General features: G+C 73.4%; 15 protein-coding genes. 6 read left to right on the forward strand and 9 right to left on the reverse strand.

The window, feature by feature from the left end:
• Positions 1-103 precede the first annotated feature (103 nt).
• On the reverse strand, positions 104-1,528 hold the full coding sequence (locus ACO0M4_RS35390) for a HEAT repeat domain-containing protein (protein ID WP_430375167.1): 1,425 nt from the start codon (positions 1,526-1,528) through the stop codon (positions 104-106).
• A gap of 312 nt (positions 1,529-1,840) precedes the next feature.
• Here ACO0M4_RS35390 and ACO0M4_RS35395 point away from each other — a divergent pair, with 312 nt between their 5' ends.
• Positions 1,841-3,307, forward strand: a complete 1,467-nt coding sequence (locus ACO0M4_RS35395; RefSeq protein WP_430375168.1) for a PP2C family protein-serine/threonine phosphatase — start codon at positions 1,841-1,843, stop codon at positions 3,305-3,307.
• 286 nt (positions 3,308-3,593) lie between these two features.
• Here ACO0M4_RS35395 and ACO0M4_RS35400 read toward each other — a convergent pair whose 3' ends face one another.
• Positions 3,594-5,120, reverse strand: a complete 1,527-nt coding sequence (locus ACO0M4_RS35400) for a DNA-binding protein NsdB (RefSeq protein WP_430375169.1) — start codon at positions 5,118-5,120, stop codon at positions 3,594-3,596.
• A 285-nt stretch (positions 5,121-5,405) separates the two neighbouring features.
• Here ACO0M4_RS35400 and ACO0M4_RS35405 point away from each other — a divergent pair, with 285 nt between their 5' ends.
• Positions 5,406-6,539 (forward strand): phosphotransferase, encoded by a 1,134-nt coding sequence (locus tag ACO0M4_RS35405; RefSeq protein ID WP_430375170.1) that lies wholly within the window; start codon positions 5,406-5,408, stop codon positions 6,537-6,539.
• A gap of 341 nt (positions 6,540-6,880) precedes the next feature.
• Positions 6,881-8,893, forward strand: a complete 2,013-nt coding sequence (locus ACO0M4_RS35410) for an N-acetylmuramoyl-L-alanine amidase (RefSeq protein ID WP_430375171.1) — start codon at positions 6,881-6,883, stop codon at positions 8,891-8,893.
• Positions 8,894-8,983: 90 nt separating this feature from the next.
• Here ACO0M4_RS35410 and ACO0M4_RS35415 read toward each other — a convergent pair whose 3' ends face one another.
• Together ACO0M4_RS35415 and ACO0M4_RS35420 are read right to left on the reverse strand one after the other, a co-directional pair.
• A complete protein-coding gene (locus ACO0M4_RS35415; protein WP_430375172.1) occupies positions 8,984-9,484 on the reverse strand; it encodes a hypothetical protein in 501 nt (166 codons plus the stop codon).
• Between the two features lie 71 nt (positions 9,485-9,555).
• Positions 9,556-10,161: a CGNR zinc finger domain-containing protein gene (locus ACO0M4_RS35420; protein ID WP_430375173.1), complete on the reverse strand. Its 606-nt coding sequence runs from the start codon at positions 10,159-10,161 to the stop codon at positions 9,556-9,558.
• 50 nt (positions 10,162-10,211) lie between these two features.
• On the opposite strand from ACO0M4_RS35420, the gene ACO0M4_RS35425 reads away from it, so the two are divergent.
• Genes ACO0M4_RS35425 through ACO0M4_RS35435 form a run of 3 tightly spaced genes read left to right on the forward strand, consistent with a single transcriptional unit; the run spans position 10,212 to position 12,345 of the window.
• The gene (locus ACO0M4_RS35425; protein ID WP_430375174.1) at positions 10,212-10,865 is read left to right on the forward strand and encodes a pyridoxine/pyridoxamine 5'-phosphate oxidase; all 654 of its coding nucleotides are present in this window, start codon (positions 10,212-10,214) and stop codon (positions 10,863-10,865) included.
• The gene (locus ACO0M4_RS35430) at positions 10,856-11,611 is read left to right on the forward strand and encodes a maleylpyruvate isomerase family mycothiol-dependent enzyme (protein ID WP_430375175.1); all 756 of its coding nucleotides are present in this window, start codon (positions 10,856-10,858) and stop codon (positions 11,609-11,611) included. Before ACO0M4_RS35425 ends, ACO0M4_RS35430 begins: the two co-directional genes overlap by 10 nt.
• Positions 11,608-12,345 (forward strand): leucine-rich repeat domain-containing protein, encoded by a 738-nt coding sequence (locus ACO0M4_RS35435; protein WP_430375177.1) that lies wholly within the window; start codon positions 11,608-11,610, stop codon positions 12,343-12,345. Before ACO0M4_RS35430 ends, ACO0M4_RS35435 begins: the two co-directional genes overlap by 4 nt.
• Before the next feature lie 59 nt (positions 12,346-12,404).
• Here ACO0M4_RS35435 and ACO0M4_RS35440 read toward each other — a convergent pair whose 3' ends face one another.
• From ACO0M4_RS35440 to ACO0M4_RS35460, 5 genes are all read right to left on the reverse strand, one after another.
• Positions 12,405-12,647: a DUF397 domain-containing protein gene (locus tag ACO0M4_RS35440; protein WP_430375178.1), complete on the reverse strand. Its 243-nt coding sequence runs from the start codon at positions 12,645-12,647 to the stop codon at positions 12,405-12,407.
• Positions 12,648-12,734: 87 nt separating this feature from the next.
• Entirely contained in the window at positions 12,735-13,916 is a 1,182-nt protein-coding gene (locus ACO0M4_RS35445; RefSeq protein WP_430375179.1) for a thiolase domain-containing protein, read from the reverse strand.
• A complete protein-coding gene (locus tag ACO0M4_RS35450) occupies positions 13,913-14,959 on the reverse strand; it encodes a thiolase domain-containing protein (protein WP_430375180.1) in 1,047 nt (348 codons plus the stop codon). The genes ACO0M4_RS35445 and ACO0M4_RS35450 overlap by 4 nt, the downstream gene beginning before the upstream one ends.
• Positions 14,959-15,906: a Zn-ribbon domain-containing OB-fold protein gene (locus ACO0M4_RS35455; RefSeq protein WP_430375181.1), complete on the reverse strand. Its 948-nt coding sequence runs from the start codon at positions 15,904-15,906 to the stop codon at positions 14,959-14,961. The genes ACO0M4_RS35450 and ACO0M4_RS35455 overlap by 1 nt, the downstream gene beginning before the upstream one ends.
• A 24-nt stretch (positions 15,907-15,930) precedes the next feature.
• Entirely contained in the window at positions 15,931-16,776 is an 846-nt protein-coding gene (locus ACO0M4_RS35460; RefSeq protein ID WP_390017731.1) for a crotonase/enoyl-CoA hydratase family protein, read from the reverse strand.
• Positions 16,777-16,901 lie beyond the last annotated feature (125 nt).

Genomic DNA, 16,901 nt, shown 5'->3' on the forward strand with positions numbered 1-16,901 from the left:
TTGTCGGCGCACCGAACGTGGACCGGGCCAAAGGGATCTTTCCAACCGGCGAACGTCCCATGAGCGTTCGCCCATCCGCCCGGTCAGGCGGGCCCGGGCCGCCTCACACCGCCGAGGCGTCCGGTCCGAACCGGGCACGTACAGCGGTCTGTACCTCGGCCTCCTCGGCCGGGTCGGCGGCGAGGCGGCGGAGCTGTTCGACGACCCGGTCGTCGCCGGTGGCCGCGTGCCGGGCGGCCAGTTCCCGGGTGGTCTCCTCGCAGTCCCACAGACACTCGACGGCGAAGCCGGCCGCGAACCCGGGGTCGGTGACGGCGAGCGCGGCGGCGGCCCGACCGCGCAGGTGGGAGGAGGAGGTCTCGCGATAGAGGTGGCGCAGCACGGGGGCGGCACAGGCGATCCCGAGACGGCCAGCGCCGTCCGCCAGCTCCCACAGGGCGCAGGCGTCCGGCCCCTCTTCCCGCACGGTGCGGCGCAGCGCGGCCAGCACCAGATCGGCGTCGCGGCGGGCGCCGCGCCGGGCCAGCACCGCGGCGGCGGACGCCCCCAGCCGGTCAGTGCGCGCGGCCCAGATCCGGGCCCGCTCGACGGCCGCCACGCTGCGCATCCGCTCGTAGGCGGAGAGCCCGGCGGCGACCAGCGGCTCGCCGGAGAGCGGGTCGGTGGCGGCGGCCTCGATGAGATCGAGGACCTCCGGGTCGCCACGCTCGGCGAGATGGTGCAGGACCGCGGCGCGCGCCGCGTCGGGTCCGCCGCGGCCGGCCCGCAGCAGCTCGGCGCGGTCCTCGGGACCGGCGACGGCGCTCAGGCAGCGGGCGGCGGCGATGTAGCGGTGCTCCCCGGGACGCGGTTCGAGCTCCTGTTGGGCCCATTCCAGCACCTCGGCCACGCTCCAGCCGGGGCGCGGGCCGCGCGGTCGGAGCTGCCGCTGCCAGCGGTCGAAGGAACCCTGCTCATCGGCGGCGGCCAGCCGCGTGCCGTAACGGTCGTCCTCGGCCCACAGCCGCCAGGGCCGGGGCTCGAAGGCGTCGCGCACGGTGGCGGCCAGCAGGGCGTCGCCCTCCGGGGTCTCGGGAAAGCGGGCCAGGACGGCGGGCGCCAGGCCGATCAACCCGGCATCGTCGTCACGCAGCGCGAGCTCGTCGAGGGCCCAGCGCCAGTTGCTACCGACGGCGGCGTAGCTGCGCAGCAGCAGCCGGGCGGCGTCCCTGCCGTACGCGGCGAGGTGGCCGAGGACGGAGAGGGCGAGGCCGGTGCGCTCCTCGCTGGTGTCGGTGAGGTCGTCGGGGTGGAAGAGGTGTCGTTCGATCTCCTCCAGGCCGCCGTCGAGCTGCATGTAGAGGCGCGCGTAGTAGAGCGAGCGGTTCTCCACCTGCCAGTCCCGGCGCGCATCGCGCAGCACACTGTCGTTGAGTGCCGCGAGCGCCTCGGCCCGCGGCGCCGCGAGGGCATGCAGGGTCCCGTCGCCGCGGCCTCGCTGGAGGAGGCCGAGCAGGGTGCCACTGGGCGCTATGTCTGGATCGAACATGAGGTCAGCATCCGGTGCAGGGGACAGGCTGGCAACGGGATTTCCGCTGACCGGCATTCTTGCCGGTGACCGCGGGCCCTATGCGTCGTTCCCACCATGGATCGGTGGGGTAGACAGCTGTACGGCGGCCGCAGCCTAGCGTGGAACCCTTCATTCCGCCGATTCGGGCCCGGTTGCCACAAGGAGGCCGACGGCATATGACAGGTGCACCACCGTATCGGGTAGTGCCAAATCCCTTACGCTCCGTCGCAGCCTGTGCAAGAGTCGTAACCGGCCCATACGTTCCGGCGCCGCCTGATCACGGAGTACGTCATGCCGCCCCCTCTCTTCGCGGATCACCCAGCCGATCGGACCCCTGAGCGTGACGCGGTCGAGGCACTCATCTCGCAGGCCCGCACCCTGCGCGGTGGTCTCGACGCAGTACGCAGAGAGTCCTCGGTGGCCGGTGACCTCGCCGCCGACCCGCAGCTGCGCTGGCAGCGGGCACTGTGCGACCTCGCCGTCCACCACCTGGACGACCTCGGCGGTCACCTCGACCAGCTCAGAGAGGGCCTGCCCGCCGAGCTCGCCGAGGGCCCGGAGCCGCACGTCGAGCTGCCTGCGGCCCCACCCCGCCCCGAGGCGCCCGAGCGGGGCGCACTGCTGCGCCGGGTGGGCAGCGCCGAGTGGAATCTGCTCACCGACGACGCGACCTGGTCCGATGAGCTCTTCGCGATGTTCGGCCGGGAGCCGGCCGACGGCCCGCTGACCCTGGACGAGCTGCCGTCCCTGGTGCACGCCGACGACCAGGAGAAGCTGGCCGTGATGGTCACGGACTGTCTGGTGGACGGCCGACCGATCGACGGCGAGTTCCGCATCGTGCGCACCGACTCCGTCGTCCGCACGGTCCACATGGTCGGCGAACCGGTGCTCGACGCCGACGGCAGCACCGCCTGCATGTGGGCCGTCCTCCGCGACGTCAGCGAGCTGCGCCGCAGCCAGATGGCGGTGCGCGAGACCGGTGACTCGCTCCAGCGCCAGCGGCACCTCGCGCAGACCGAGCACCGGCTCGCGGTCGAGCTGCAAGAGGCCGTACTCCCCCCCTGGCGCGGCTCGCTGCGCTTCCCCGAGGGCGGCCCGGTCACCCTGGACCTGGCCGGGCGCTATCTGCCGGCCGGCACCTCCGCCCTGATCGGCGGCGACTGGTACGACGCGCTCCAACTCCCCGACGGGCGCACGTTGTTGAGCGTCGGCGACCTCACCGGGCACGGCGTCGCGGCGACGTCCGGTATGGCGATGGTGCTCGGCGCGCTGCGCGGAATGGCCGTGGCGGGACACCGCCCCGGGCAGCTGATGGGATTCCTCAACCAGTTGCTGGACAGCGCCACCCAGCCGGCGCTGGGCAGTGCGGTCTGCTGCCAGTTCGATCCGGCGACGCGGGCGCTGGAGTGGGCCCAGGCCGGGCACCCCGCACCGCTGCTGTTCCGCGGCGGCACGGGGCGCGCCCTGGACCCGCCGGCGGGCGTGCTGCTCGGCGCCACGACGGGCGCCCGCTACGGCCAGCACGCCGAGCGGCTGGAGCCGGGCGACCTGCTAGTGCTGCACACCGATGGACTGGTCCCGCGCCGCACCCACGGACCGGACAGCGCCCATGAGGGCACCGAGCGCCTCCTGGCCCTGGCGCCGCGGTTCGGCGCGGCACGCAGCGCCCAGGAGAGCGTCCGTATCGTGGTCGAGGAGTTCGGCACCACCGAGCGGGAGGACGACGCCTGTGTGCTGATCGCCAAGGTCGGCGACTGACGCACGGCGCGACCGTCGAGGGCGGACCGGCTGCGGGGGCGCCGGCCACCCCGGGTGACTCGGAATTTACTGACGGTATGTCATATCGCGCTGATGCAGGTCAGTTGGCGGGCATGTCGGCAGGGTGTTCCACTGGGCATCGGATGTTGGGTAGTGACTGTCGGCATCGATGGCGGGGCCGGTTCGGCGCTCGGTCGGTCGAAGGTGCGGGGCGCACCGTCGTCGCCGTGCTCGCGGGCGCGGGCGTGGGCCCGCCCCGGCGGGACGCGGGGGCGCCGGACGGCCCTCAGACCGAGAAGTTCGGCCCCAGATCCGGCCCGAGGCCCGGCCCGAGGGCCGTTCCCTTCCCCTTGGGCCTCGGTTTCGGCAGGACCTGCTGGAGCTCCTCGCGGAGGTCCTGGATCTTGCCGCACCCGGCGTACTGGCCGGTGAGCCGGAACATCTCCCGTAGCCGGTCCCAGGTGCGGTGCGAGGAGTTCTCCCCGATGGAGACCAGCGCCAGCCGGGCGTAGCGGTCGGCCTGTTCGGGTTCGTCACCGAGGAAACAGGCCGAGGCCATCGAGATGTAGTCGAAGATCTGGGACCGCTGATGACCGCTGTTGCGGAGTTGCAGCGCCTGCTTGGCGTGGCCCTGGGCGATCTTGGCGGCGGACGGGTCATGCTCGGCGAGGGTGCGGAACGCCAGCGCCTCCATGCCGTGCAGATCCGCCTCGTCGAACATCTGCATCCAGGCTGGCGGCGGCACGTCGCCCTTGTCGGAGACGAACAGGTCCTCGGCCTCGCCGAGGGTGCGGCGCATCGCCTGGCCGTGCCCCTTGGACGCGTGGGCCCAGGCCTCGATGGTGTGCAGCATGGCGCGGGTGCGCGGCAGGGTCTCCTGGCCGGAACCGGACTGGGCCAGCTTCATCAGGTCGAGGGCGTCGTCCGGGCGGCCCAGGTGGACCATCTGGCGGGCGGCGCGGGAGAGTGCCTCGCCGGCGCGCGGGCGGTCGCCGCCCTCGCGGGCCGCATGGGCGGCGATGATGAAGTACTTCTGCGCGGTGGGCTCCAGGCCCACGTCGTGGGACATCCAGCCGGCCAGCACCGCGAGGTTGGCGGCCACGCCCCAGAGGCGGCGCTGGAGGTGGTCGGGGTGGCGGTAGGCGAGCATCCCGCCGACCTCGTTGAGCTGGCCCACCACGGCCTTGCGCTGGAGGCCGCCGCCGCGGGCCGCGTCCCATCGACGGAACACGTCGACGGAGTGCTCCAGGGCGTCGATCTCCTGTGACCCCACGGGGGCCGCCTCGTAGCGGTCGAGGCCGATCTGGTCGAGTTCGTGCAGGGATTCGTGGGCGAGCGGATCGTCGTGGCGGAGGGCGATCGGGGCGGGGTCGGTGTGCAGCCAGTCGTGCATGGCGCCGGTGAGTGCGGAGCCCGCGGCGAGCGCCGCGCCCGCCCCCACCAAGCCGCGTCGATTGAGCATGAGGTCCATTCCCGTGAATTCCGTGAGGACCGCTGCGGTCCGCTCGGGCGCCCACGGCAGACCGTCCATGGCCTGCCGCTTCCCCGCGCGACCGGTCCGGGCGAACCCGAGGTCCTCGATGGTTACGACACGGCCGAGGCGCTCGGTGAAGAGGGAGGCGAGGACCTTGGGCACCGGGTCCCGGGGCGTCTCGCCCATGTCGATCCAGCGCCGGACCCGCGAGGTGTCGGTCGCCAGCTGCGGATGGCCCATGGCCGCCGCCTGCCGGTTGACCAGCCTCGCGAGTTCTCCCTTGGACCAGCCGGCCAGGCCGAAAAGGTCCGCGAGACGGGTGTTCGGCTCCCTGCTCACGTCAAGCCCCCAGGTTCCTCGACTGAGTTGACAGTAACGGCCGGTGACATGCGCTGCGAGCATTCGCCAGGGTTCGCCAGGGTGCGCCAGATGGTCTGCCACCCACAGCCGCGTGTTCGGTAGGTGTGCAGCCCCCGGCCCGGTGGCGGGACCGCATTCCCCAGGGTGCGTGCCCTGCACGGGGACCTGAGGATCGGCCGCCTGTACGGGGCCCGTTCACGGGTACCCGCCACCTGGCCGGGAGCGCACGCAACTCGTCGGCGCACGAAGGGATCTGTCTCACCCATGTATGCAGCATCGTCCGCCGTGACCGCCCCCACCCGGACGTACCGCCCGCACCCTGGCGGCAGCGGGCCGTATCTCGATCCCTCCCCTTCCGTGGGGGCGGTGACCGGTCTCCCCGGCGGCCGGAACCGGCGGGCACAGGGGATGGGCACCCAACCGCTCAGCGGGAGACTCGACTTGTCCGGCCCCCAGGGCGCCCAGCTGCGCGCCGCCGTCGCCTCGGTGCACCGCATCTGTCCGGAGTTCAACCCGGTCCAGGTGCTGCGTCGCGGCGGGAAGTCCGTACTGCTCCTGGGGACGACCGGTCGGATGAGCGCGGTCGCGAAGTGTTTACTGGACCACTCCCCCGCGTGGGTCGAGAGCTTCCGGCAGGAAATAAGTGCATACCGCGCATTCGTCCGGCACCGTCCGCCGGTTCGAGTGCCGCGGCTGGTGGCGGCCGACCCCGAGAACTGCACGCTGGTGGTGGAGCGCATGCCGGGCCGGGTCGCGGCCCTGACGCGCCACCCCGCCGAGGCGCCGCCGCGGGCCGACGTGCGGGCCGCGCTCGGGGCGATCTGCCGGGTCAACGCCTGGCGCCCCCCTGCCGGGCTGTTCGACGCCCCGCTGGACTACGCGGGCCGGATCGGGCGGTACCACGGCCTGGGGCTGCTCACCGACCGCGACCTGGGTGACCTGCAGAAGCTGCTGCACGGCCTCGCGCACACCCAGGGCCAGTTCTGCCACGGCGACGCGCTGTTGAACAACGTCCTGCTCTCGCCGGCCGGCCCGGTGCTGCTGGACTGGGACAACGCGGGCTGGTACCTGCCGGGCTACGACCTGGCGACGCTGTGGACGGTGCTCGGCGACGCGCCGGTGGCCCGCCGGCACATCAGCCAACTCGCCCAGGCGCCGGGCACCACGGCCCGGGACGCCTTCCTGGTGAACCTGATGCTGGTGCTGACCCGCGAGATCCGGCGCTACGAGACCGCGGTCCAGCGGACCATGCGCGAACCCGCGCCGGCCACCACTCCGGGTACCGGAGCACCCGGGGCGTCCGCGGCGGGCGAGGAGCAGCGGCTGCTGCTGCGCAGGCTGCACGACGACGCGCAGATGGCGCGGCGGGCGGTGCGGGCGGCGGTCGGCACCCGCTGATCGCCGGGGGTGCCGGGCGGCACCCCCGAGGGGAAATCTGTGAGCGGCGCGCCCGTACCCGGGCCGCGCCGCTCACCCATGCATTGGTCCATTCCACTGATGCCCCGCAGGTCCCGGGCCCGCTCCGGGAAGACTCCTGGCGGTGATGCCCTGACATGCGAAATCCCGAGTGGGAAGGGTGATTGACGGCGCGTCGGCACAGCTATGGTTCTCGGCCGACCTGGGCCTTAGTCTCGGGTTCTCCCGCGCGGCCGTGGCCTGGCCGGTGCACGCTCCACCGGGCAGGCCCTGGCACACCACCGTCACACCGCCCCGGCTCGGGCCGGCTTGAGGAGGCTGTTTTGCGAGGATCCGCACCGGAAGACGCGTCGAGAACCCGCCGTCCCGCCCTGCGCAGATCGGTCACCGCCGTCGCCGCGGCGGCGCTGCTAGTGCCGCTGGTCGCGGCGGCCCCGTCCGCGGGGGCCGGGCAGCCCCCGTCCGGCAGCCTTCAGCGGGCCTTCAGCGACGCCGCCGCGCGCTACCACATCCCGCGCAGCGTGCTGCTGGGCGTCTCCTTCCTGGAGTCCCGTTGGGACAGCCACGGTGGCGCACCGAGCGTCTCCGGGGGCTACGGGCCGATGCACCTGACCGACGCCCGGACGGCGGTGGCGCGGGCGCCTGAGTTCAGCAGGGACGACGAGGACGCCCGCGGCGACACCGCGCGGCCCCTGCGGACGGCCTTGCAGGCACGGCGGGCGGTGTTGCCCACCGAACTCCCGGCCCGGTTGCGGACGTTGCCGACCGCGGCGAAGCTGACCGGACTGTCGGCCGCGAAGCTGCGGTCCGACCCGTCCGCGAACGTGCTGGGCGGCGCCGCACTGCTCGCCGCCGCCCAGCGCGCGCTGGGGCTGCCGACCAGCGGCGATCCGGCCAAGTGGTACGCGGCGGTGGCGCGCTACGGGAGTGCGGACGATCCGCGTAGTGGCGCGGCGTTCGCCCGGGACGTCTTCGAGGTGATGCGGCAGGGGCAGCGCCGCACCACCGACGCGGGGCAGCGGGTGGCGCTGACCGCCGCGCCGCGGCTGGCTGCCGACGCCGGTCAGCAGAAACGTCTCGGCAAGGCCGCAACCACCCGGCGTGCCTCGGCGCCCGGAGCCGGCGGGGCGCTGGAATGCCCCTGGTCGGTGGCGTGCGAATCCTGGCCGGCGCCGTACGAGCAGTACGACAACGGGACCAACTACGGCAACCACGACCTGGCCGACCGGCCCAAGGACCAGCGGATCGACAGCATCGTCATCCATGACACCGAGGGGTCGTGGGAGACCACGCTGCGGCTGATCAAGGACCCCAAGTACGTGTCCTGGCACTACACCATCCGCTCCTCGGACGGGCTGATCGCACAGCACGTGCCGACCAAGGACGTCGCCTGGCACGCGGGCAACTGGTACGTCAATGCGCACTCGATCGGCATCGAGCACGAGGGGTTCCTGGCCGCGCCGGACGCCTGGTACACGGAGGCGATGTACCGCACCTCGGCCCGGCTGGTGAAGTACCTGGCGAAGGAGTACGACATCCCGCTGGACCGGCAACACATCCTGGGCCACGACAACGTGCCCGGGACGCTCCCGTCGACGATCCCCGGTATGCACACCGACCCCGGCCCGTACTGGGACTGGGCGCACTACTTCACCCTGCTGGGCAAGCCGTTCACCCGGACCGCGGGCCCGCACGGCGGCCTGGTCACCATCCGTCCGTCCTACAACCGCAACCGGCCGGTCTACACCGGGTGCGAGAAGGCCGGGCAGCCCTGCGCGGCGCACGGTTCCACCGCCGTCCGGCTGCACACCGCGCCCAGCGAGAGCGCGCCGCTGATCCAGGACATCGGGCTGCACCCGGACGGCTCCGCCACCACGACCGGGGTGAACGACACCGCCGCGCGGGCCACGACCGGGCAGCGGTTCGCGGTGGCCGGCAGGTCCGGTGACTGGACGGCGATCTGGTACCTCGGGCAGCAGGCGTGGTTCCACAACCCGCGCTCGCACCCGACGGCGGTGGACGCCAAGGGTCAGGTGGCCACGCCGAAGGCGGGCCGGGCGGCGATCCCGGTCTACGGGCGGGCGTACCCGGAGAAGGAGGCGTACCCGTCGCAGGTGCCGGTGCAGGCGGTGACCCCGCTGCCGTACACCCTGCTCGCCGGGCAGGAGTACGCGGTCGGCGGGCGGGTGCGGTCGGAGTACTTCTACTCGCCAACCTTCGACATCACCAAGCACGCGGTGGTCCGGGGCGACGACGTGTACTACGAGATCCAGCTCGGGCACCGGGTCGGCTACGTGCGGGCGGCCGACGTGGACGTGCGGTCCTCGGGGTCGTAGCCCTCGGGTGGTGCGGGAACGCGACGCGCCCGGTGGCGGCCCGAAGCCGTCCACCGGGCGCGTGCTGCGTGCAGCGACCGGTCCGCCGGGTCAGCCCTGCTGGAACAGCTCCGCGGGCAGCGGCTTGAGCAGGGCGTAGAGATCGTCGGTGATCGGGCGGTCCCAGCTGGCGATGGTCACCAGCACACCGTCACTGCGGTCGAACTGCACGCAGGAGATGCGGCTCTCGGAACACTTGATGCGCTTGACGATCAGGAGGTTGTCCTGGTGCATCACGGGGGTGTCCTCGGTCTCGACGACCGTCACCGGCTCGTCGTTGTCGAGCGCCGCGAGCAGTTGGGCCACCTCGAAGGGCACCTGCCCCTCCTCGACCTCGCGGGCCGGGGAGCCCTCCGGCAGGTTGCCGATGATCATCGCCGGGCCGCGGCCGCCGAACAGGTCGTAACGGAGGAAGACGCCCTGGCAGCTCCCGTCGGGCGCGGGCAGCAGCCCGGCCCCGAGATTGCCGGGCCAGTCCCCCGGGTCCATGGCGAGTACGTCGAAGTCTGGACCGGCGGGCGTGGCTGCGCTGCGGCGGCGGAGGAAGGACATGCCGCCATCGTACGTGGCCCGACCCGGCGCGCCGCCCGGATGCCCGCCTCCGGTGCAGGTCGGCGGCGTCCTCAGCCGCCCTCCGTCTGGTGGCGCCGGGCGTGGTGGCGGGCGACCCGGGCGCGGTTGCCGCAGGACGGTGTGCACCACTCCTGGCGGGCGTGGTCCTTCACGAAGTAGCGGACGCAGCGCGGGGCCGGGCAGGCCCGCAGCTGTTCGCGGTCCGGGCCGCCGAGGAAGGCGAGGGCGGCCCGGGCCAGTGCGGCGGTGAGCCGGTCGGCGGCGGGCGGGGAGCCGAGCGGGAGGTCGCGCAGCACGGGGGGTGCGTCCGGCTCCCAGAGGAGCCGGGGTGCGGTCGGGACCCGGGCCGCGGCGGCGTTCAGGCGGGCCAGCGCCTGGTCCTCGGGGAGCAGTCGGTGGGCGTCGGCGGAGCTGGGCGGGCCCGGGCGTACGGCGCGGGCGAACAGCGAGCGGACCGCGGCGCGCAGCTCCCGTACGGCGGTGAGCAGTGCCTGGTCCGCGGCGGGCGGGCCGTCCTCGGCGCAGTCCAGTGCGGTGGCGCGGTCGCGCACCCAGGCCGTGAGCCCGGCGGTGTCGGTCAGGTCGTCGGCGACGCCGCCGTGTCCGTCGTGCCGGATGGTGACGGCGAGATCGAGGGCGAGCCGCGTTGCTTCCATGCGGCTAATGGTACGGTCACGCTCAACCATTAGCTACCTGAGGGGGAGGCATGGCCGATCTCCGTCAACTGCTCCGCGATCTGCCGGTGTTCGGGGGTGAGCTGCCGGTCTTCGACCCGGCGGCGACGCCCGACGATCCGGTGGAGTTGTTCACCCGATGGCTGCTCGGCGCCATCCGGGCGCAGGTCCCCGAGCCGCACGCGATGACACTCGCCACCGCCGACGCCGACGGCACGCCGTCCGCGCGCACCCTGATCCTCAAGGACGTCGACGCGGCGGGCTGGCGCTTCGCGGCGCACGACGGCAGCGTCAAGGGCCGTGAGCTGGCCGCCCGCCCGTATGCGGCGCTGACCTTCTACTGGCAGCCGCTCGCCCGCCAGGTGCGGGTGCGGGGCCCAGTGGTGCGGGAGGGCGCGGAGCGGTCCGCCGCCGACTTCCTGGCCCGGAGCGCCGGGGCACGTGCCGAGGCACTGCTCGGCCGGCAGAGCCAACCACTGACGTCCCTGGCCGAACGGGACACCGCGATGGCCGGCGCCGCCGAGCGACTGGCCGACGATCCCGGACTGGTGCCGGCCGCGTGGACGCTGCACACCGTTCGGGCGGAGTCGGTGGAGTTCTGGCAGGGCGCCAAGGACCGCAACCACACCCGGCTGGCATACCGCCGCGCCGGCACCACCTGGACGAAGGAACTGCTGTGGCCCTGACGAACGACGCCGCCGTGACGCCGCTGGCGGAGCCGACCGCCGAGGCCGTACGCGAGGCGGTCGAGACCGGGCACGCGCAGTTGCGGGCGCTGCTGCCCGGCCTGACCGACGCCGTGGTGCGGGAGCCCAGCGCCCTGCCGGACTGGTCCCGCGCCCATGTCCTCGCGCATATCGAGGGCATCGGCCTGGCGATGGCCCGCCAGGCCCGCTACGCCCTGCGCGGTGCGCTGATCGAGCCGTACGACGGTGGCTGGCCGGCTCGCGCCGCCGCCATCGAGGAGGGCTCCCGGCGCACTGCCGCGGCCCTGCGGGCGGCGGTCGAGGACGCGCTGACGGAGGCGTCCGCGGCCTGGGCGGCGGTCGGTCCGGAGGACTGGTCCCGTCCGGTGGGCTACCGCAACGGCGCGTTGCGCGACGCGCTGCTGGCCTGGTGGCGGGAGCTGACGATCCACACGACGGACGCCGGACTCGGCCCCGGCGCCGACCAGTGGCCGCGGGAACTGTGCCACCACCTCCTGGACCATCTGGCGCCGCGGGCACCCGAGGGCGTCCGGCTCGTCCTGGCACCGACGGACGATCCGGCGGCGGTGCGCCGGTACGGTCCCGCCGACGGTCCGGTGGTGACCGTGCGCGGTCCGCTCACCGCGCTCGCGGCCTGGTGGGCGGGCCGCACCCCGCACGCCCCGCTGGTGGGTGAGCGCGCGGGGGTCGCCGGTCCGCTGCCCGAGCTGGATCCGTGGCCGTGACCGCGCGACCGCCGTCGGATCACCTCAACTACTGGCAGGCCGGCCTGAGTTCCGTGCCGAGTGAGGTGTGGCGGAACCAGGACTGCGCGGTGCTGATCCTGGCGGACAACGACCTCACCGAGGTCCCCGCCGCGCTCGGTCGACTGCGCCGCCTGCACACCCTCGACCTCGGTCACAACGCGCTGGCGTCGCTCCCCGCGGAGCTCGGTGCGTTGGCCGGGTGCCTGACCCGCTACCTCTATGTCCACGACAACCGCCTCACCGCCCTGCCGGACGCGCTCTGCCGGCTGGACCGGCTGGGCTACCTCAATGCCGGGGACAATCCGCTCGGACGGCTGCCTGAGGGGATCGGGGCGATGGTGGGGTTGGTCGAACTCCGTGTGCAGCGGGCCGAGTTGACGGTTTTGCCGGCGTCGGTGGGGCGGCTGCGCCGGCTCCGTGAACTGTGGCTGGGCGGCAATGCGCTGACCGCGTTGCCGGACGGGGTCGCGGGGCTCGGCGCGCTGCGCGTGCTGGAGCTGCGCGACAATGCGCTGCCACAGGTCCCCGGGGCGCTGCGGGGGCTGCCGCTGCTGCGGTGGCTGGATCTGCGCGGCAATCGGATCGGTGACCTGCCGGCGTGGGTCGCCGACCTGCCGGCGCTGGAGAAGTTGGATCTGCGCTGGAACGCGGTGGACGACGCGGCCGCGCCGGTCCGGGCCCTGCGGGCGCGGGGGTGCGTGGTGCTCACCTGACGGGTCCGCCCCCGCCGCGGGGCGGGGGCGGGCCTTCGGTGACGCTACGTCAATATCCGTCAGGTCAGGTCGAATTCGCCCTCGCGGGCGCCGAGGACGAAGCCGCGCCACTCGGCGGGGGTGAAGATCAGTGCCGGTATCTCCGGGCTGCGGCCGTTGCGCATCGCGACGTAGCCCTCGACGAAGGCGATCTGGACGTCTCCGCCGACGCCCCGCGTGCTCGTATGCCAGTCCGCGTGGGTCAGGTCGAGTTCGGGCCTGGGCCCGCCCGCGAGCCGCTGGTCGGTGATGCCCTCGGCCACGTGATCGCTCCTCCCGGTCGTCGTCCGTGGTCAGGTAACGACTGCGCCCGGGGACGGACAGGGGGACGTCCGGCGGGCGCCGGAGGGTCAGCTCGCCGGGGTTTCGGCGCCCACCAACCACATCGAGAAGAACTGTGCGCCACCGCCGTAGGCGTGCCCCAACGCCCGCCGAGCGCCGTCGATTTGGTGGTCGCCTGCCTGGCCGCGCACCTGGAGGGCGGCCTCGGCGAAGCGGATCATTCCGGAGGCGCCGATGGGGTTGGTGGAGAGCACCCCGCCGGAGGGGTTGACGGGCAGGTCGCCGTCGAGTTCGGTGACCTGGGACTCGGTGAGCTTCCAACCCTCGCCCTCGTCGGCGAAGCCGAGGTTCTCCAGCCACATCGGCTCGTACCAGGAGAACGGGACGTACATCTCGACGGCGTCGATCTGGCGGCGCGGGTCGGTGATCCCGGCCTGCCGGTAGACGTCCGCGGCGCAGTCCTTGCCGGCCTGCGGGGAGACGAAGTCCTTGCCGGCGAAGAGGGTGGGTTCGCTGCGCATCGCCCCGCCGTGCACCCAGGCCGGCGGGCGCGGGGAGCGGGCGGCGCCGGCCCGGTCGGTGAGGACCATGGCGCAGGCACCGTCGGAGGAGGGGCAGGTCTCGGAGTAGCGGATCGGGTCCCAGAGCATCGGCGAGGACTGGACCTTCTCCAGGGTGAGGTCGTGCTCGTGGAGGTGGGCGTAGGGGTTCTTCAGTGCGTTGCGGCGGTCCTTGTAGGCGACCAGGGAGCCGATGGTGTCGGGGGCGCCGGTGCGCCGCATGTAGGCCCGGACGTGGGGGGCGAAGAATCCGCCGGCGCCGGCCAGCAGGGGCTGTTGGAAGGGGATCGGCAGGGACAGGCCCCACATGGCGTTGGACTCGGACTGCTTCTCGAAGGCGAGGGTGAGGACCGTGCGGTGCACGCGGGCGGCGACGAGGTTGGTCGCGACCAGGGCGGTGGAGCCGCCGACCGAGCCGGCGGTGTGCACCCGGAGCATCGGTTTGCCGACGGCGCCGAGCGCGTCGGCGAGGTAGAGCTCCGGCATCATCACCCCCTCGAAGAAGTCGGGGGCCTTGCCGATCACCACCGCGTCGATCTCCGCCCAGGTCAACTCGGCGTCTTCCAGGGCCCGTTGGGCGGCCTCGCGGACGAGTCCGGCGATCGAGACGTCGCGCCGGGCGGCGACGTGCTTGGTCTGGCCGATGCCGACGACGGCCACCGGCTCCTTCGCGGTCGCTGCGTTGCTCATCGCTCCCCCTCCAGGACGGCGACCAGGTTCTGCTGTAGGCACGGCCCCGAGGTGGCGTGCGCCAGGGCGCGGTCCGCCTCGCCGCGCTGGATGGCGGCGGCGGCCTCGCCGAGGCGGATCAGCCCGGCGGCCATCACGGGGTTGGCGGCCAGGGCACCGCCGGACGGGTTGATGCGGACCGTGCTGCCGGGTGCGTCGAGCCGCAGGGCGCGGCGCAGCACGACCTCCTGGGAGCTGAACGGGGCGTGCAGTTCGGCGGTGTCCACCGGCGCGTCGAAGGCCCCGGCGCGTTCGGCGGCGAGCCGGGTCGAGGGCGAGTCGGTGAGGTCGCGGACGCCCAGGCTGTGCGCCTCGATGCGGTGGTCCAGGCCGCGGATCCAGGCAGGCCGGTCGGTGAGGCGGCGGGCGGTGTCGCCGGCGGCGAGGATCACCGCGGCGGCGCCGTCCACCACCGGCGGGCAGTCGCCGGTGCGCAGCGGGCCGACGACCTGCCGGCCGGGGGCAGCGTCCGCCCCGCCGCGGCTGCGCGCGCCGATCGCGGCCAGTTCGCGTGCGTCGGTGTGTCCGGCGTCGAGGAGTGCCTGGGCCTGGAGGGCGGCGAGCGCCACGGAGTCGGGCCAGAGCGGGGCGACGTAGTAGGGGTCGAGTTGGCGGGTGAGGACCTCGCGGACGTCGCCGGGCGAGGACTTGCCGTACGCGTAGACCAACGCGGTGTCGGCCTCGCCGGTGAGGATCTTGACCCAGGCTTCGTACAGGGCCCAGGCGCCGTCCATCTCGACGTGGGATTCGGAGATCGGCGGCCAGGCGCCGACGCCGTCCAGGGCCATGGTGAAGGAGAAGGCGCGGCCGGCGAGGTAGTCGGAGGAGCCGGAGCAGGTGAAGCCGATGTCCCGGGCCGCCAGGCCGGTCTGCGCGAGCACGTCGTGCAGGACCGGCATCACCATCTCGACCTCGGAGGTCGCCGCGCTGTCCGGGAGGTGTTCGCTCTGCCCGAAGGCGACGATGGCGACCTCGCGCACCGGGCCGCGCACTGGCTCGGGCATCAGATCAGCTCCTTGTAGCTGTCGTAGTCGGCGTCGGGCTCGCCGGTGGGGCGGTAGTGGTCGGGGTGGCGGGCGCCGTCGGTCCAGACGGGTTCCACTCGTAGCCCCATCCGCACCTGGTCGTAGGGGATGCCGCCGATCCGGGCGTGCAGTGCCAGGTCGGCGCCGTCCAGGGCGATGTGGGCGTAGACGTAGGGCACCTCGATGTCGAGGTTGCGGGCCTTGATGTTGACGATGCAGTAGGTGGTGACGGTGCCGCGGGGGCCGACCTCGACCGGCTCGCCGGTCGCGACCCCGCAGGTGGGGCAGGCGCCGCGGGGCGGGACGTAGACCTTGCGGCAGGCCGGGCAGCGTTCGCCGACGGTCTTCCGTTCGGCGAGTGCCTGGAGGTAGCGGGACTGGGTGCGGCCGGGTGCGTAGGTGTAGTCGAGCCGGGCCGGGGCGGTGATTCCGGTGACTGGTTCGGCGAACTCGCCGCTGTATGGGCGAACTTGACGTTCCGTCACTTCACTGTCGGCGGGTTCGAAGCAGGCGATGTCGGTGATCGCGCCGGTGCGTTCGGCCGCCCAGCGGACGCGGACCCGCATACCGGTGTGCACGGCGTCCGGATCGGGTGCGTCCAGGGCGTGCAGGAGGGCGGTGTCGGCGCCGTCGAACCGGACCAGGGCCCAGGCGAAGGGGGTGTCGAGCGGCTGGCCGCGGCGCGGGGACGGGTTCCAGGCCCAGGTGGTGACGGTGCCGGTCGGGGCGACCTCGACCAGGTCGCGGAGTTCGTCGGCGGTGACCGGGTCGTACTCGACGGGCGGCACCACCACCCGGCCGTCGCGGGCCCGGACCCCGAGGACGGTGCGTTCGCGCAGCCCAGTGAGGAAGGCGCTCTGGACCGGGCCGAGCGAGCGGGTGAAGGGGAATTCGACGACGAGCGGCGCGGTGAGGACCTCTGACATGGCGGACTCCTCGGTCGGGTGGGGTCAGGCGCGCCGGAAGACCGGTGGGCGCTTCTCGGCGAAGGCCCGGGAGCCCTCCTTGGCGTCGGCGGTGTCGAAGATCGGCCAGCCGCGGGCGAGTTCGGCGGCGAGCCCGTCGGCCTCGGTCAGGTCGGCGGTCTCGTAGACGGACGCCTTGACCGCTTCGACGGCGAGCGGGCCGCAGGCGTTGATCCGCTCGGCGATCTCCAGGGCCTTCGCCAGCGCGGTGCCGTCGGGGACGACCTGGCCGATCAGGCCGATCCGGGCCGCCTCGGGTGCCGGGTAGGGGCGGCCTGTGAGCAGCATCTCCAGGGCGTGGGTGCGGGGGATCTGGCGGGCCAGGCGCACGGTGGAGCCACCGATGGGGAACAGGCCGCGGCGGACCTCATAGAGCCCGAAGGTGGCGCTCTCGCCGGCGACCCGGATGTCGGTGCCCTGGAGGATCTCCGTGCCGCCGGCGACGCAGTGGCCCTCGACGGCGGCGATCACCGGTTTGCGCGGGCGGTGGTGGCGCAGCATCGCCTTCCAGTGCAGATCGGGATCGGCGCGCAGCCGTTCCCGGTACTCCTCGCCGGCCATCCCGCCCCCGGCCAGCGCCTTGAGGTCCATGCCGGCGCAGAAGGAGCCGCCGGCGCCGGTCAGCACGATCGACCGGATGCCGTCGTCGGCATCGGCGGCGAGCCAACCGTCGTGGAGGCCGACCAGCATCGGCAGGGACAGTGCGTTCTTGGCCTCCGGCCGGTTGAGGGTGAGCACCAGTGTCGCGCCGGTGCGCGTCACGGTGAGGTGTTCGGTGCCCGCGTCCTCCGGCCGAGCCGGTGCGGTCGCGGCGTGTTCGGTCCCGCCCATTCCGTCCTCCCGTCTCACGACGTAGAACAGGTTGCAGTAGCCGCACGACGAGTTCAAGGCTTTTCTGACGACCAGTCAGTTTTCTTGGTCGGGGCCCTTCCCTGCGCTTGGCGACGGCGCTCTAA

The organism is Streptomyces sp. RGM 3693 (assembly GCF_050471125.1).
Taxonomy (GTDB): Bacteria; Actinomycetota; Actinomycetes; order Streptomycetales; family Streptomycetaceae; genus Streptomyces.

Coding starts and splice junctions, on each gene's coding strand:
- ACO0M4_RS35390 (WP_430375167.1), bottom strand. CDS start 1,528: ATGTTCGATCCAGACATAGCGCCCAGTGGCACCCTGCTCGGCCTCCTC.
- ACO0M4_RS35395 (WP_430375168.1), top strand. CDS start 1,841: ATGCCGCCCCCTCTCTTCGCGGATCACCCAGCCGATCGGACCCCTGAG.
- ACO0M4_RS35405 (WP_430375170.1), top strand. CDS start 5,406: ATGTATGCAGCATCGTCCGCCGTGACCGCCCCCACCCGGACGTACCGC.
- ACO0M4_RS35415 (WP_430375172.1), bottom strand. CDS start 9,484: ATGTCCTTCCTCCGCCGCCGCAGCGCAGCCACGCCCGCCGGTCCAGAC.
- ACO0M4_RS35420 (WP_430375173.1), bottom strand. CDS start 10,161: ATGGAAGCAACGCGGCTCGCCCTCGATCTCGCCGTCACCATCCGGCAC.
- ACO0M4_RS35425 (WP_430375174.1), top strand. CDS start 10,212: ATGGCCGATCTCCGTCAACTGCTCCGCGATCTGCCGGTGTTCGGGGGT.
- ACO0M4_RS35445 (WP_430375179.1), bottom strand. CDS start 13,916: ATGAGCAACGCAGCGACCGCGAAGGAGCCGGTGGCCGTCGTCGGCATC.
- ACO0M4_RS35450 (WP_430375180.1), bottom strand. CDS start 14,959: ATGCCCGAGCCAGTGCGCGGCCCGGTGCGCGAGGTCGCCATCGTCGCC.
- ACO0M4_RS35455 (WP_430375181.1), bottom strand. CDS start 15,906: ATGTCAGAGGTCCTCACCGCGCCGCTCGTCGTCGAATTCCCCTTCACC.
- ACO0M4_RS35460 (WP_390017731.1), bottom strand. CDS start 16,776: ATGGGCGGGACCGAACACGCCGCGACCGCACCGGCTCGGCCGGAGGAC.